Raw genomic sequence first — 13,926 nt, forward strand, 5'->3', positions numbered from 1 at the left:
CACCTCCCGGGTCGTCAGGCCGCTTGCGCGCAGCCTCAAGGCTTCTCTGATCTTCCTCATCGGCAATCTCGCCATTGGGTCCCTCCCGCTCTCAAAAGAGCGAAAGGCTACCCGCCACGTGATTGCTCAGCACCCCGCCAAAGGGCTCCGCGATCTTGTCCGCGAGCCCCGGAATCTTGTCCGCGCTAAATCGGAATGGTTGTCCGCGTCAGATTGGAATCCTTGTCCGCGCTACCCCGGTGCGCGCACAGTACTGCAACAATCAAGGGTGTTTCTGGCAGGGCGGTTATTGGGAGGGCGGGCACAAAACCGTCACGGACCAGAACCTCTCGGCCAGAAAGCGCGCTTACGGCCAATGCATGGCCCAGAAAGGGTATCAGTCCCTCGCCGCGCAAGGCTGCACTGGCAAAATCAGAGAAACAGTCATGCGGACTACGCAGGGGCGTTACCCTCGTCTGACCTCAGAGTCGTGCACCGTCGGCATGTCTGACGGGACGCTCAAAGTCTACACGCCATAACAATTATCAATCAAAACAAAGGGCAAGTTCTATGAACAGTCAAAAAACTGGCATTGCGCTGTTAATCGGTGCCGTCATCCTCGCGGTGGTCGTTTTTTCTCTCAAACCCCCAAGCGGACTTGGGGAAGCTATGATGCGGGTCTCCCAAAACCCCAACGCGATGTTCCTGAAACCTCCAGTCTTTTACGGCGGTCTGGTTGTCGCCGCCATCATGGCCATTTTCGGTCTGGTCAAACTGACCGAACGGGATGCCGACCAATAACCTCTCACCCAACCACCCACATAAGGAGTTCCTCATGGGTATTTTTGACGATGACGACGGCGATCTCTTTGGCAGCAAAAGGAAGCCCTATTCAGATTTTGACAAGATCGGCGGGCACTCGGGGATTTCCGATGCCATGTCTGGCACCAATCGCTACCGCACTGGCGGCCATAATCACGGCCTGAGTGTCGGTCAGCAGATCGCGGCAGATGACGCCTCCAACGACATTGATGCGCTGTTCGTCGGCAAGCCCAGCGGCAAAAAGAGCTTCTGGTAACGCTCCCTTCACTTACCGCGCTGTGCTCCGGGAACCCGGGGCACTTTTGATTCCAAAAGGAAAAAGACTATGCAATCTACAAACACTCATTGCGGTTTGAGCAGAACCAGCGCCATTGATCGCTGGATGGTCACTGAAAGCAGCCCCGTTTTCGTGGGATCAAGCCAACTGGGCACACTCTCTGAAATCAGCAGTGACTGGACGGCCCGGATCATCATCGCAAACGCCATTTACCTTAATGCCGTCAACATCCTTGATGATCATCAGGCAGATGCGGTGGTCAGAGAAGCGTTTACGCATGGCGGTGATGCCGGACAGCGCGCCCTTGCACCAACATATGCCAGGGTTTATCCCAAGCTTGAAGCACATGAACTGCCGTCACAGATCATGTCGCGGGTTATGCTGTACTTGTTCTCAATCAATTGGACAGTGGTGAAGCCTTTTCCAGCATTCAAGCCCGCAAACTTTGACCCACTGGAACCGTCCGAAATGGTGATCATGCTGGAGCAATATCCTGACGGAGATTACAGTATGGCGGTGGGTGGTCTTTCCACATCTGACACCCTTGGCGCAATCAGCATGGAGGTGAGCCGCTTCGTCATGACTGGCTTTGCCGATGTGGATCACACCTACTTTTCAAGTAAGAGCGCTTTGGTGGAATGCGCGGGCATTGCGCAAAAATACCTCAAAGAAAAATGGGGGTATGACTTCTCAGTGGAAGACAAAACCTGAGGCTTGCTCAAGCTATTGCCAAAAAAGAAAGGGAGCTGACTGTTCAGCTCCCTTTTTACGTGCAGGTTTGCGTGAAAGCTTTACTTGATCAGCAGATCTTCCTCGGCAGCGCCCCCCTGAATGGCTTCTTTGAACCATCCCGGCTGACGCCCGCGACCGCTCCAGGTCAAAGCAGGGTTTTCAGGGTGGCGATACTTCGGCTCAACCACCTTTTTGACCTTGGCTCCTTTAGCACCGAAAACTTCGTCAATGCTGACACCCAGTTCTTTGGCTTTTGCGGTCAGAACGTCACGGGCTTCTGCCAGTTTGCGGGCCTCAAAGGTTTTGATGGCTGCGCCAACTTCCTTTTCAAGAGCCTTCAGTTCTTCAAGAGACATATTGTTGAGATCAGTCATTGCCTGTCTTTCGCTGTGCATGATTTGAATGGGGTGTGCCGGTAATAACGTACTTTGTCCAGCTTGAAAGAGTTAAAGGCTCAAGGTCAATCGAGTGCATCTCAATAATACCGCCAGTGTGTCCCGTTGGTAATGGGGGCGGGTTTCAAGAATATCTTGGAACCCTGCCACGTGGCGAACGCGGGGGTAGCAAGGACAAGGGCGCGCAGGTGATTATTTTGGTCCGCGAGGAATGGTGATCAATTCGGAGAATTGAGCAGCAGGGGAAAATAATCTCCTGCGTGGGCGAAGCCTTTACCTATTGACCGCGCGAGGGGCAGCGCCCCTGAGCACTAAACAGTAATGGCGCAACTTGTTTGCGCGTGCTGCCAAGCAGCACTGGGGGAGAGGCAACGCCTCGGCGGGGGTATCCCCCGATGGCCAAAGGCCATGTACGGCTGCGCCGTCACTCCAAGCAACGCGGGAGTGACGGCGCTCGGTTTGCCTCCTTCACCGCTGTTTCTGAGAGAAAATGACAAGTGACGGGCAAATGACGCTCTGAGACGCGAACGGTCTCACATCATTTCTGATCATTTCGTCGCGGGATAATCGGCTTGCCGGTATACTCCCCTTGAAACCTGGAAAGAGGACATGCTGTCCATCTTTCCCGAACCATCTCATTCCATTTTACAAAGGAGACCTGCATGATCATGGATCATCTCAAACCGCCTTGAGCGGCCTGTTCACGAAACAACGGCATCACGCCGTTCATGCTGCACATCGCAGCCATACCCTGAAATCTCGCCTCCGGGCGTATTTCTGCCCATTGGGGCAACAGACATGAGCGCCAAGGGCGCATATCTGTCTGGGCCAATTCCCGCTCCTGCGGACCGTCCAGCCTGAGGGCTGCCGGTTGGCCATCAACACTAAACAATTGCAAATAATAGAAAGAAAAGGAGATGGACAATCTCACTATGGACTTGGTGCGTCTCACCAAGCGTAACCGTGATGGGTCTTTCGGGACTCAAAAGAACCGCCAACGGGGCCTGACGGCCATGGCGGGGGAACTCAAACAACTGGGCTACACGTTGAAAACTGCCCGCTCGATCAAGCCAAAGCATGTGAATGCCCTGGTTGAGCATTGGCGGGATACGGGCCTCACTAAAGCCACCATCCGCAACCGGATGAGCTGGCTTCGATGGTGGGCGCAGAAGGTGGACAAGATCTCGATCCTGGACAAAGACAACGCGACCTATGAGCTGAACGATGAGCGGACTGAGCGCAGCAATGTCGCCTTCAGCCTTCGTGTTGATCAACTGAATGCGCTGACAGATCGGCATGTGCAGGCAGCTGTCATGCTTCAGGCGGCCTTTGGGCTCCGCCGGGAAGAAGCTATGAAAATCATTCCGAAGGACGCGATCAAAGCCGTTTGCCTGAAACTCAAGGGAAGTTGGACCAAGGGTGGACGCCCGCGCACCATTCCCATCACGTCACAGCATCAGCGCGTGGTAGTGTCGGCAGTTCGTCAGGTGGCGGAAGATGGCAGCCTGATTCCAGCGGATCGAAGCTATGCGCAGCACCTCCGCGTTTACGAACGCCAGGTACACAAAGCCAGTCTGACCCGCGCCCACGGCTTGCGCCACAAATACGCACAGGCCCGGTACGAAAAGCTCACCGGAATGAAGTGCCCCATCAATGGCGGCCCTGAACGCTCCCTCATGAGTGAAGAGCAATATGAGTTGGATCGCCAAGCACGACAGCGGATCTCCAAAGAGCTCGGCCACAACCGTATCGAGATCACCGATGTGTATCTGGGTCGCCTTCTTCAGGGAGGGTCCGCACTATGTTCGTGAGCCTGTTCATCATCTTGGGGCAACTCATCTGGCTGCTTGCTATGGCCGCACACGCTGTCATGCACGGGCTCGTCCTACTGCTCAGCAAGCTGATCCGATGAAAGGGCTGTCATCTTTAAGCTGTGTCTCGTATCAAGGAACCACCCTAGGGCTTTCCTTGGGGCATCGCGATGCTCCTCAACAAGAGGAGTATTGTGATGAAGATGTTGAGCAAGCGGCAGGTGACTGAACTGGTCCTGTATTCACCTCAGCACATTGCACGTTTGGAAGCGGCAGGCCGATTCCCTCTTAGGGTAAAGCTGGGCCACAACCGCGTGGGGTGGGTTGAGGATGAAATTTTGGATTGGCTTCAACAGCGCATCAATGTCCGCAATCAACAACACTAACTCTCCTTGGCGAGAGCGAGGGCTGGCCGAGAGGTCAGTCCTCTTTTCACTCCACTGAAAACGAAGCCAGAAGGCAATAATCTACTATCAATGAAAAATATTGTGTGGAAAACAACCGCGGAACTCTGTAGCAATTTGATGTGAACATATTTGATATGGTTTTTTCTATGACCGACACCACCGAACCCATTGTAAGAACTGACCACTCTGAAAATGCTGCCCATCTAAACTGGTGGTGGAATGAGGTGCTTTCACCCCTTTTCACGTGGATGGGAGAGGTAATTGGAAGTCTTTTTCCTTGGGCGCTGCTACTGGTTTTGTTCGCATCAAAAGATGTGAGAATCTCCCTGATTTCCCTAATGAGACGCTTGGGAGATGCCAATGAAGTGCAAATAGGTGGTATGAAATTCAACCTCACCAATCAAGAGTTTGAGTATTATTATGACGCCTACTCAAAGAACCGCAGAGAGAAGCTCATAGGTATTTTTGACGACATAACGTGCCAAAAGAAGTTGGTTGAGAGCTTTGAAAATTTTGTCACCTCAAATATATCAAAATCCCTTGCGGAGAGGGGGATTGAAGAGTTCCGGTCAACCATACATATCATATCTCCACACGATAAAGAGTATTTGTATCAATTAACTGAGTATTACCCGGAATCAGAAGCGATGCGAGGTGTAACAAATCGCGGCCGCATGACCTCGATAAGATTCGGAATAACAGGCCGTGCCATTCGGGATGGTAAACCTCACTATGATGGGCATATTCGCCCTGCACAGCTTATTTCCTTGTGGGGAATGACACGGGCGGAAGCTGAAAGTGCAGGTAAAGGCGAGCTTTCAATGCTTTCCATGCCAATATTGAACATCCATCACGAACCTGTTGCCTGTGTCTTTGTAGGTGTAAAGGTTAAGTTTGCATTCGGTTCGGATGAGAATTCAGGTTCAGGGGATACTATTCAGAGTTTTGTTTCTTCGAATGAATGGAAAGCACTATCCACAGTCATCATCGATGTTCAGAAAGAGGGAGCCCAACGATGGAGTTCGCTGCGGTAACTTCAAGCGAGTTCCATTTTTTCTTCAAACACTCCAAGTATTTCCTCAATACTACCTACTTTGTCAAATCCCATCATCTGCAAATGCCCGTCCACCTCCAACTCTGACCAGTTTTCAGAGTTCACGTGAATTGCATTTAAACCAATGCTAAGCGCGGGTTTAATGTCATGCTTGAGACTATCACCTATCATCCATGAGTGTGATGGGTTAATATTGTTGCCTAAACAGAAATCTCGTAATACGTCTGGTGTCTTGAGGCTGACAACTTCAACGGCATCGAAAAGACTATCGTCGCCAGAGCAAAAATGTTGGATCTTTCTCAATTGTGACTGCCTCGGTCCAGCGCTTAGCAAACCGATTTTAAAGTGCCTTTTTAGCCAATGAATGGTTTTCGCCGCTCCTTTAAAGGGGGTAGGGTTAGAGGTGAAAACGGTTCGCGCCATTTCCTCCACTTTCTCCACATCCAAATCAGACGATAAAGGCTTGAAGTGCAAAAGGGTCTTTGAAAATGACTTTGGGAAACGCTCTTGACTGTAACCTAAAGATTGGAAGAGCTCCACATCGGTCATTCTCTGAAAAATTTCCGCTTCTTCTGGACAAACTCCGAGGTCAGCCAGCTCTTTTATTAAGTTCTGCCTTGCCTGGTTGTACAGGCACTCAATATCCCACAGGGTGTTATCCCCATCAAATATAACCCACTGCTTCATATCGCTGTCTTCACCTTGTTCAAAGTTAATTCCGACACTTAAATACTCCAACATTACACTGCTTAGCATTCAGTAATCGTCATCTCATTTACTTTGCCACAAGTTGGGGGTTTGGCCAAAATATTACCTCTTATTTCCACGGAAAACACGCAGAGGCTTATATTTTATCATCTCTGAATGATGGAAGAAGGACTGACCTGAGATTCCAGCCCTCTTTTTTTCCTCAGGCAGCCCTTTGCCTATCCGATACCAATTCGACAAAATCAGAAAGTGACCAGAGCCATTTTTGCTGATCAACAGTATAGCTTTTCGATATTTTTGAAGGGACGACAAGTTGAACTGAAGATTCTTGCATTGTCGTCGTCTGGGAGACGGATATTGCAGGCTCCAAAGTGACAAGATGCTTCGTTGGAATACGTTCTGCTTCAGGCAAAACCTGAGGCCATCGATCCTTACATGTCGATTTTGCGGCCAGCATGGTCAATCTGCCCACTGGGAAATGCTTATTGTTGTACTCATCCTTCCCCGGGAATACGTAATCCGGCTTTTTACCTTTCTCTGTTTTTACCTGACGGTCATATTGAATCCCAAAGCTGTCGAATACTGCACACAGATGGTTCTCAAAGGAATGCCCCATGCGAGACTTGCGGCGGTTTTGTACGCCGAGAGAGTACTTGATAAATGCATCCACATCGGCAATGCCATCAGTTACCCAACCGCTTTCAATGTCGCGTGCGACGATGCGATTTTCCAAACGGCGGAACATGGCTTCTTCATGGTCAAGCCATGCAATCAAAGCTGCGTCGGGATCATCCCTTGCATCAATTTCGGGCAGTGTCAGACGAGCAAGGTCCGAAAATTCGGCTGTGCTCGGGAAGCTGAATCCGAAGCGGTCAATGATAGCGTCAATCGTGTTGGCATTAGGGTCTTCATATTCGATGCCGATTTCATCGAGTATGAGGCGCGCAACAAAATCAAGAGCTTCTCTGTCAGTTCCTTCAATTTCGTGAACGGCAAATTCCGGGAGCTCTGCCTGATGATCAAGCCCAAACAGCCACATAAGCTGCCTCGCTATCGCACTCCCCAAAGGCACAACAATAAACAAAAGCGTATCGTCCGGGCGTCTTGCAACAAAAAGACGATCACCTTCGTTCATCATATGAGTGATGGCATTGGATTGGTAGTAAAGACGCCATTCAGGGCTGCGGTGCGGCTGATTTGCTCTCGCATCATACCACGACAGGAGCCCGTCTTCCCGGATTGTCTCCTGTTCATCTGAAAGCCAAATAAACTTGGCTTCAAAGCGATTGCCTTTTTTCCGTGGCTGATCGCCAAGAATACGCATCAGTACCTGACCTTGGTGCCCGTCACCAACTTCATGCTGGTTTGATTTGGGCGTTGCATCTACCCTTGTCAAAATTTTTGTACCTGCACCTGTGAAGTACTCTGAAAGAAAGCCCTTGTTCATAATCCACTCACTTCAAAATATGTTTCGTTTCCTAGAAGCCATTGCTCGCAGTCGCTGATCAATTCTTCAAAATTTCTTTTCGTGCGCCCCTTTAAAGCACACTCCCAAACACGCCCTTGCCTCCAGCCCATTTTGGCCAGATCAAGTTTAACACGAAGATCTCTATTACTGTTGCCTTCGATTTTGTCTCGCCAAAAATCAGGGCGCGTCGCAGGCCACTTGAACAGATGGCAGTCGTGGCCATGCCAAAAACAGCCGTTGACAAAAATCACGGCATTCAATCGAACGAAAACCAAATCGGGCTTTCCGGGAAGTCTCTTGTCATTCAAGCGATAGCGCAAGCCTCGCGAGAAAAGAGCTTTCCGCAACAAAATTTCCGGTTTGGTGTTTGCCGAGCGTATGCCCGACATCATTTCAGATCGTTTTTGGCGAGATACTATATCAACCACTTGCCGCGCTCAGGGTCATTTCCTTTTGAACTGGCAAGTCATGTTCAAGCGCTACAGCTTCCTGAATATGAGGTTTCATCAACTGTGCAACAGCTCTCACGACAGGCACGACCACGGCATTACCGAACTGTCTATAGGCCTGTGTGTCTGATACAGGAATTTCAAAGCTGCTTCCTTTAGGTGTATCAAATCCCATGAGACGTGCGCACTCTCTGGGTGTGAGGCGACGGGGGCGATCCCCGGGTTGATTAACCAGAATCTCTGAACCGTCTTTGTAATAACGCGCAGACAATGTCCTCGTAACATCCTCCGGACCAAACAGGGAATAACCAAAACCGTTCCCTGCACTTTGGTGTTTTTCCTTGTACCCCTTCAGGTAGCCCCAGAGCTTTTCTGACAAGGTATATTTTTCAGGTACTGATTTTTCCAGAATATCTCCCAATACCGGAAGGTTTTCCGTTGGTACACTCAGGTCTTTGAAGTTAAACTCAGATTTTTCACGGAAACCAACGATAAAAATTCTCTCACGTTTCTGAGGCACCCATGGGTCAGAACTGATTACGCGAGTATGTACTTCATATCCCAGTTCTTCCTTGAGAACATGCATGATTGTGGCGAATGTCTTGCCGCCATCATGCCGCTCCAGATTTTTGACGTTTTCCAGGAGGAAAACAGAAGGCCGATGATGTTTGATAATGTTTGCCAGATCATAAAACAAAGTGCCTTGTGTATCACACAGAAAGCCATGAGGTTTACCCAGGGAGTTCTTTTTGGAAACTCCGGCAATCGAAAACGGCTGGCAGGGGAAGCCTGCGAGCAAAACATCATGCTCTGGCACCCTTGCAGGGTCTTTGGCGTATGGACGAACATCTTCGGCAAACTCGTGCTCTTCGCCGTCAGGGTAGTTCGCAGCGTAGGTTTGTCGTGCAAAGCGATCCCACTCGGCAGTAAAGACACATTGCCCGCCCAGTTCTTCAAATGGAATCCGTATCCCACCGATACCTGCAAACAAATCAATAAACCGGAAGCTTGGCTGACTGGCGGCGGTTTCGGAACAACGCTCTTCAATCGCTCTTTTCAGGGCATCAATGACGAGAGCCGGAGCTTTCTTTTCGGGAGTGTCTGCTTCTTCATAACGTCGAACTGTTCGCGAGGACCTGCCTATCAGCTGCGCTGTTTCGTCAATGGTAAGTCCTGCCTTCTCGCGCAAGGCAAGGAAGCTGCCTGTATCTGTCATGGAACCTCTCGCTGGGTGTTTTTTTGACACTATGTCATTTTGACGCCCAGTGTAACACAGGAAAATGTGAACATAAAGCGAACATGATGGATTTTTTACCTTTTGTTTGTGGCAAGGATTTTTACTTGTGCGCGGTCACGTCCCCTCATCAAGCTCGACTTCCCTAACAGCTCTCAGGTCACGTCAGGAGCTTCTATTGGTTCCAGCCATAAAGCTCCATGAAAAGCGGGATTGTCCCGCTTGACCCATCGGAGCATTTACCATGAAAAAACTGTCTGACGCTGACATCGCAGAAATCGCACTCGAATGTGATACGGACGTTGAAACCGTCCGCCAGATTGAGGCTCGCGTTGACGCTGCACCTGAAGCTGACGAACAAGCCGACCTGGTTGTCACGGAATCTGAATTCCGTGGCCGGATTGCCGGATAACGGTTGGGGGGACTATCCCCCCATTTTTTTGTGCATTCTCTCCACTAGAACCTATAGCGCGTTTCGAAGCTTTGAACTGTGCACGCACATCTCGCGCCTGGTCTCAGATGATGGGGATACTCATGGGGATGCCGTATCCCCTACGTCTATCTCCTACATGTTCAACCCTGTTTTCTTATGAGTCGATATGAGTCTTACTACTCCAAATTGCCTATTTCGTGATTCATGCACTTCATGAGGGTGCGCCGGTTTGACTGTTGGGAGGTGTCTCATGCGCCTGGAGGTCTATCAGGATTTTGGTCTGCAAGAGCTCAATCTTGAGCTCGCCGGAGCTGACAGCATTGGCCGTATCCGTGTGGCGGATAGCGATGAGGTTGTGGATCACTGCATTCAGCATCGCTTGCAGGTCGTCGCCAATGCCATTGACAACATCTACCTCGAGCAAGGCAACGACATGGGATTACGCGCTGAGCAAAAACGCCAGCTCCTGACCTTTGACCAGTACCTGAGCACCGTCAAAGGCATAGACAGTATTCGCTCAAAGCTGGCCGATGCCGAACGGGATATGCCATTCCAGGGCAGACGAATGGGAAACCCCGTTGAAGACAAGATTGCCGCCAAGATCATTGAGAAAAAGACAGGCTATAATGCAACTGAGAACTGGAAGCTGGCCGATAAAATCAATGAAGCCCGCCGCAAGCTTTACTCCCAGTACGATGCCACCACCTTGCACCTAGCACGCAACTTTAATCCTCATGTCCATACGCCTGATCGCACGGGCTACCTTCACTTCATTTCAGGGCAGGATGCCGCCTTTATGTCTGCGCTCAAAGAAGCGCTGCCTGTCACGCCCTCGATCTCAGAAATCCGCCGTCACGCCTATATCACAGGCGGCTCCGGTTCCGGCAAAACAGAACTTCTGAAGCAACTGATCCATGCTGCCTATCACCGCTTCGACGAAGCGACGATTGTCATAGATCCTCACGGCGATCTGGCTGAACAAGTCGCTCATTGGGAGATGTTCGTGGATGATGACCGGTTGATCTACATCGATCCCTATTTTGAAGAAGACCACGTGCCCGCCTTCAATCCGCTGGTCGTGCCTGAGGGCACATCCATGCAGCAACGGGAAGTCATTGCCCAGCAACTGGTCAATGCCTTTGAACAACTTCTGAAAGGCTCTGGCGGCGACAGCCTGACCGTGAACATGCGGACGGTTTTGATGCCGTGCATTTTGACTCTGCTGGATCAACCGGGCTCTACCCTTGCCGATCTCCAGCGATTTATGAACGACCGGCTCAATGAAGATCTGGTGGCGCTGGGGGAGCAGTCGAACCGGCGCGCGATCCGGGATTTCTTCAAGTATGATTTCTCGGGTGATCCGACATTGAGGCCATCAAAAAGCGCGATCTCAAGAAAGCTGCAAAGCCTCTTCAATACCTTTGCATTTGATGAAGTGGTCAACAGCTCTACAAGCCTCGATCTTGAAAGGGCCATCAATCAAGGCAAGGTCATCCTCTTCAATCTCTCCAAAGGGCGGATGGGCGATGAAGCCAGTGAAGCCTTTGGGCGGTTGGTCGTAGCAGCGGTTCAGGGACTGGCCTTGCGCCGTGCGGATGTTCCCGAATACCAGCGCACCCCTATCAATCTTTTCATTGATGAATGTCAAAACTACATCGCGCCTGCCACGATGCAAATTCTGGAAGAGGCCCGGAAATATGGCGTCAGCCTGACACTGGCTCAGCAAGTGGTTGGCCGGGGCATGTCTTCTGAGATGCAGACGGTGGTGCTCAACAACACCAACGTTAAAGCCGCAGGAAGGACGCCTGAAGATGATAAGCTGGCCAAAATCCTCGGAAAGACTCAAGCAGATGTACAGGCCCTTAAAACCGGCCACTTCTGGATGAAAGTCGGTAATGGCAGCACGTTCAAGCTTGAAGCCAACAGTGACCTAGTTGGAGATGGTGTCAGCATGACACCGGACCAATGGGCTGAAATCAAGCAGCAGCAGCTTGGCTATTACCGGAACCTGAATGAGACCGTTGCACCGCCTCCCGCCAGCGAGCCCATCCCGGATGATGGCAGCCCCATGGCATGGTGAAGCTGGATACCTTGGGCCGCCGTAGCCGCTTTGAACGAAGTCCTACAGGCAAAAGGATGCGCTTGACGCCGCGCGATCAGGAGATTCTGTCCTGGCTGTATCGCTATCGCTACCTGCGCCATGATCACTTGATCCGTATCTTTGATCCCAAGTCGCCCAAACGCTTTGCTGAGCGGCTAGGTGATTTGTTTCATGAGACGGGCTTTATAAACCGCCCTCTGCTCCAAGCGCCCCTATTTGATGCCCGCGCCACACCGATGATGTATGAAATCAGCAACAAAGGTGCCGCCTATTTAGAAGCGCTTGAACTGCTCCCGCATCGGGCCGTCACTTTCTCGCGTCGCCCTCGAGACAGTTTCAATCCGCAGATGCTGCACACGATAATGATCATTGAAAGTCTGCTAGAAGCTGAGCTGGCCACGCGGTCAGAACTGGATCAGCGATTTGTGCCTGTAGATGAAATTTTGGCGCGAGCACCAGAAGCTACACGAAAGGCCAGGAACCCTCTGGCGCTACCCGTCAGAATCGACGGGCGGAAGACGCAACTGATCCCTGATGCGCTCTACGGCATTGAGTATCAAATCAACGGGGAAAGCCGCTACCGCTTCCATGCGCTGGAATGCGAGCGCACGAGCCCGACTTATCGTTCGGGCACCGCTACCTCCAGCACCAGAAAGAAGCAAGCCGCCTATGCTGCGGCGATTCAAGCGCAGGCGTTCAAGGCCTGTTGGGGCATCCCCAATCTCGAAGTCAAAATTATAGGCCATGACTGATTAACCTTGATGACAAACAGGAGCTAAACCAATGGATGTCATACGGAAGGCAATGGAACTTGAGATAAAGTACAAGAGCTGCCTGGACAGCAAAATATTTGCAACAATCCCAAATGAAGACGAGCGTGAACTATGCAAGGCAGCAGCGAGACTGTGCGACTATGACAAAGACCAGTTTTATGGCGCTCTTCAGTACTTGCTGTCTCGGTAGGTAAGTGGCCGCGCATACCTGAACATAGGAGCTCGCTTCGAAACTCAGCGATTTATGAGACTAAAAAGAGACTAAACCCGCTGTGGGGTTTGCTTATTATCTCGTAAGTCCTTGATTTTTTTGGAGGCGAGTACCGGAATCGAACCGGTGTACACGGATTTGCAATCCGCTGCGTCACCACTCCGCCAACTCGCCATCCGTGGTGTAAGGCGTGATTAATCACATGCCCGGGGCTGGCGCAAGAGGCCAAATGCCATTGCTTGAGCCAAAAATTGCTTTTCTTTCCGGAAGACTAGAATTTCATTCAGAAGCGTTCCGGTCAAGGCTTGCAAGACGGATGGCTGCGGCGATCAGGGCCGGGGCTCCGGGCAGGGCACCGGCCACGGGCAGCACTGCTCCGCCGAAGCCTGCGGTGCCCAGGGCTTCGGGAAGGTCTTCTTTCACGTGGTCGCCAGCCTGGGCGAAGAACGGCAGGCAGATGGACCGCACGGGCAGGGGGGCGGCAGCAGATGCGAGGCGCGGGTCCTGCTCGATGTAGCCCAGCGACACGGCGCAGCCCGGCAGAAGCGGGCCGAGCCGGACGGCGAAATCCTCGGCGGCCTCTGCAGCGCGCGGGCCGCGGGCGGAGCCGTGGGCGGCCAGCAGCAGATTCAGCCTGTCCAGCGGCCAGTGCCTATCTGATGCTGCCTGTTGCACAGCGCTTGCAGCAAGATCCGGCAGGCCGCTGTCCAGCCCGAACGGTGTGGCCATCCGGTAAGCCCGGCCCTGCAGACGCCCCGGCAGCACCTTGCTGGTGAAATACCCGCGCGACATGAAAAACGGATAGACCACTGCGCCGTCCTCCATCACCTGCTCCAGCCGGCCGGGAGCTGCGAGGGTGGCAGAGCGGACATCCCAGCCCGGAAGATGCGCGGCAACGGCCCTGGCAGTGGCTGCCAGATCCGCCTCTGCCGGGCCTGGGGCAGAGGGCTGGCCGTGAGCAGTGAGCACGGCGGTTTGCAGGGTTTCGATCACGGCGGTCTTCCGGTGTTGTGCGCGGGCGGCGGGGCGGTTGGATTGTGCTTTTATTTGGGGGGCTTGGCGGGGCTTTCGC

General features: G+C 52.0%; 15 protein-coding genes and 1 tRNA gene. 9 read left to right on the forward strand and 7 right to left on the reverse strand.

Features of this window, described 5'->3' with window-relative positions; translation table 11 throughout:
• The first annotated feature begins 549 nt into the window (after positions 1–549).
• From A9D60_RS26295 to A9D60_RS21600, 3 genes are all read left to right on the forward strand, one after another.
• On the forward strand, positions 550–780 hold the full coding sequence (locus A9D60_RS26295; protein WP_141118010.1) for a hypothetical protein: 231 nt from the start codon (positions 550–552) through the stop codon (positions 778–780).
• A gap of 34 nt (positions 781–814) precedes the next feature.
• Positions 815–1,057 carry a hypothetical protein gene (locus A9D60_RS21595; RefSeq protein ID WP_065269509.1) on the forward strand — a complete coding sequence of 81 codons (243 nt, stop codon included), beginning with the start codon at positions 815–817 and terminating at the stop codon, positions 1,055–1,057.
• Between the two features lie 69 nt (positions 1,058–1,126).
• Positions 1,127–1,789, forward strand: a complete 663-nt coding sequence (locus A9D60_RS21600) for a hypothetical protein (RefSeq protein WP_141118011.1) — start codon at positions 1,127–1,129, stop codon at positions 1,787–1,789.
• An 80-nt stretch (positions 1,790–1,869) separates the two neighbouring features.
• On the opposite strand, the gene A9D60_RS21605 is transcribed toward A9D60_RS21600, so the two are convergent.
• Positions 1,870–2,184, reverse strand: coding sequence for an H-NS histone family protein (locus A9D60_RS21605; RefSeq protein ID WP_065269520.1), 315 nt, complete (start codon positions 2,182–2,184; stop codon positions 1,870–1,872).
• 938 nt (positions 2,185–3,122) lie between these two features.
• Here A9D60_RS21605 and A9D60_RS21610 point away from each other — a divergent pair.
• The 3 genes from A9D60_RS21610 (at position 3,123) to A9D60_RS21620 (ending at position 5,457) form a co-directional block, all read left to right on the forward strand.
• Entirely contained in the window at positions 3,123–4,016 is an 894-nt protein-coding gene (locus A9D60_RS21610) for a phage integrase N-terminal domain-containing protein (protein WP_065269511.1), read from the forward strand.
• Positions 4,017–4,213: 197 nt separating this feature from the next.
• Positions 4,214–4,402: a helix-turn-helix transcriptional regulator gene (locus A9D60_RS21615; protein ID WP_065269521.1), complete on the forward strand. Its 189-nt coding sequence runs from the start codon at positions 4,214–4,216 to the stop codon at positions 4,400–4,402.
• 167 nt (positions 4,403–4,569) lie between these two features.
• Positions 4,570–5,457, forward strand: coding sequence for a hypothetical protein (locus A9D60_RS21620; RefSeq protein ID WP_141118012.1), 888 nt, complete (start codon positions 4,570–4,572; stop codon positions 5,455–5,457).
• A 2-nt stretch (positions 5,458–5,459) separates the two neighbouring features.
• Here the strand turns inward: A9D60_RS21620 and A9D60_RS21625 are convergent, their stop codons facing one another.
• The 4 genes from A9D60_RS21625 to dcm all read right to left on the reverse strand — a co-directional run bounded on the left by A9D60_RS21625 (position 5,460) and on the right by dcm (position 9,318).
• Positions 5,460–6,233 carry an HAD family hydrolase gene (locus A9D60_RS21625; RefSeq protein ID WP_065269513.1) on the reverse strand — a complete coding sequence of 258 codons (774 nt, stop codon included), beginning with the start codon at positions 6,231–6,233 and terminating at the stop codon, positions 5,460–5,462.
• A gap of 154 nt (positions 6,234–6,387) precedes the next feature.
• Positions 6,388–7,632: a type II restriction endonuclease gene (locus A9D60_RS25720; protein WP_083194306.1), complete on the reverse strand. Its 1,245-nt coding sequence runs from the start codon at positions 7,630–7,632 to the stop codon at positions 6,388–6,390.
• Complete coding sequence (locus A9D60_RS25725; RefSeq protein WP_254656765.1) at positions 7,629–8,042, reverse strand: very short patch repair endonuclease; 414 nt, start codon at positions 8,040–8,042, stop codon at positions 7,629–7,631. The genes A9D60_RS25720 and A9D60_RS25725 overlap by 4 nt, the downstream gene beginning before the upstream one ends.
• A 31-nt stretch (positions 8,043–8,073) precedes the next feature.
• A complete protein-coding gene (gene dcm, locus A9D60_RS25730) occupies positions 8,074–9,318 on the reverse strand; it encodes a DNA (cytosine-5-)-methyltransferase (protein ID WP_083194308.1) in 1,245 nt (414 codons plus the stop codon).
• A gap of 262 nt (positions 9,319–9,580) precedes the next feature.
• On the opposite strand from dcm, the gene A9D60_RS26720 reads away from it, so the two are divergent.
• From A9D60_RS26720 to A9D60_RS21645, 3 genes are all read left to right on the forward strand, one after another.
• Entirely contained in the window at positions 9,581–9,748 is a 168-nt protein-coding gene (locus A9D60_RS26720; protein WP_175393009.1) for a hypothetical protein, read from the forward strand.
• Positions 9,749–10,019: 271 nt separating this feature from the next.
• A complete protein-coding gene (locus tag A9D60_RS21640; protein WP_065269516.1) occupies positions 10,020–11,849 on the forward strand; it encodes a type IV secretory system conjugative DNA transfer family protein in 1,830 nt (609 codons plus the stop codon).
• Positions 11,843–12,622, forward strand: coding sequence for a replication-relaxation family protein (locus A9D60_RS21645; RefSeq protein WP_083194309.1), 780 nt, complete (start codon positions 11,843–11,845; stop codon positions 12,620–12,622). The genes A9D60_RS21640 and A9D60_RS21645 overlap by 7 nt, the downstream gene beginning before the upstream one ends.
• A 332-nt stretch (positions 12,623–12,954) precedes the next feature.
• Here A9D60_RS21645 and A9D60_RS21655 read toward each other — a convergent pair.
• Positions 12,955–13,028: transfer RNA gene (locus A9D60_RS21655), tRNA-Cys, on the reverse strand.
• 105 nt (positions 13,029–13,133) lie between these two features.
• The gene (locus tag A9D60_RS21660; RefSeq protein ID WP_065269519.1) at positions 13,134–13,847 is read right to left on the reverse strand and encodes a CbiX/SirB N-terminal domain-containing protein; all 714 of its coding nucleotides are present in this window, start codon (positions 13,845–13,847) and stop codon (positions 13,134–13,136) included.
• Positions 13,848–13,926 lie beyond the last annotated feature (79 nt).

It is taken from the genome of Leisingera sp. JC1, assembly GCF_001679925.1.
Taxonomy (GTDB): domain Bacteria; phylum Pseudomonadota; class Alphaproteobacteria; order Rhodobacterales; family Rhodobacteraceae; genus Leisingera.

Excerpts from the sequence above, each read along its gene's own strand:
- A9D60_RS21600 (WP_141118011.1), top strand. The coding sequence starts at position 1,127 with ATGCAATCTACAAACACTCATTGCGGTTTGAGCAGAACCAGCGCCATT.
- A9D60_RS26720 (WP_175393009.1), top strand. The coding sequence starts at position 9,581 with ATGAAAAAACTGTCTGACGCTGACATCGCAGAAATCGCACTCGAATGT.
- A9D60_RS21640 (WP_065269516.1), top strand. The coding sequence starts at position 10,020 with ATGCGCCTGGAGGTCTATCAGGATTTTGGTCTGCAAGAGCTCAATCTT.
- A9D60_RS21610 (WP_065269511.1), top strand. The coding sequence starts at position 3,123 with ATGGACAATCTCACTATGGACTTGGTGCGTCTCACCAAGCGTAACCGT.
- A9D60_RS21625 (WP_065269513.1), bottom strand. The coding sequence starts at position 6,233 with ATGCTAAGCAGTGTAATGTTGGAGTATTTAAGTGTCGGAATTAACTTT.
- dcm (WP_083194308.1), bottom strand. The coding sequence starts at position 9,318 with ATGACAGATACAGGCAGCTTCCTTGCCTTGCGCGAGAAGGCAGGACTT.
- A9D60_RS26295 (WP_141118010.1), top strand. The coding sequence starts at position 550 with ATGAACAGTCAAAAAACTGGCATTGCGCTGTTAATCGGTGCCGTCATC.
- A9D60_RS21620 (WP_141118012.1), top strand. The coding sequence starts at position 4,570 with ATGACCGACACCACCGAACCCATTGTAAGAACTGACCACTCTGAAAAT.
- A9D60_RS21605 (WP_065269520.1), bottom strand. The coding sequence starts at position 2,184 with ATGACTGATCTCAACAATATGTCTCTTGAAGAACTGAAGGCTCTTGAA.
- A9D60_RS21615 (WP_065269521.1), top strand. The coding sequence starts at position 4,214 with ATGAAGATGTTGAGCAAGCGGCAGGTGACTGAACTGGTCCTGTATTCA.
- A9D60_RS21595 (WP_065269509.1), top strand. The coding sequence starts at position 815 with ATGGGTATTTTTGACGATGACGACGGCGATCTCTTTGGCAGCAAAAGG.
- A9D60_RS25720 (WP_083194306.1), bottom strand. The coding sequence starts at position 7,632 with ATGAACAAGGGCTTTCTTTCAGAGTACTTCACAGGTGCAGGTACAAAA.
- A9D60_RS25725 (WP_254656765.1), bottom strand. The coding sequence starts at position 8,042 with ATGTCGGGCATACGCTCGGCAAACACCAAACCGGAAATTTTGTTGCGG.
- A9D60_RS21645 (WP_083194309.1), top strand. The coding sequence starts at position 11,843 with ATGGTGAAGCTGGATACCTTGGGCCGCCGTAGCCGCTTTGAACGAAGT.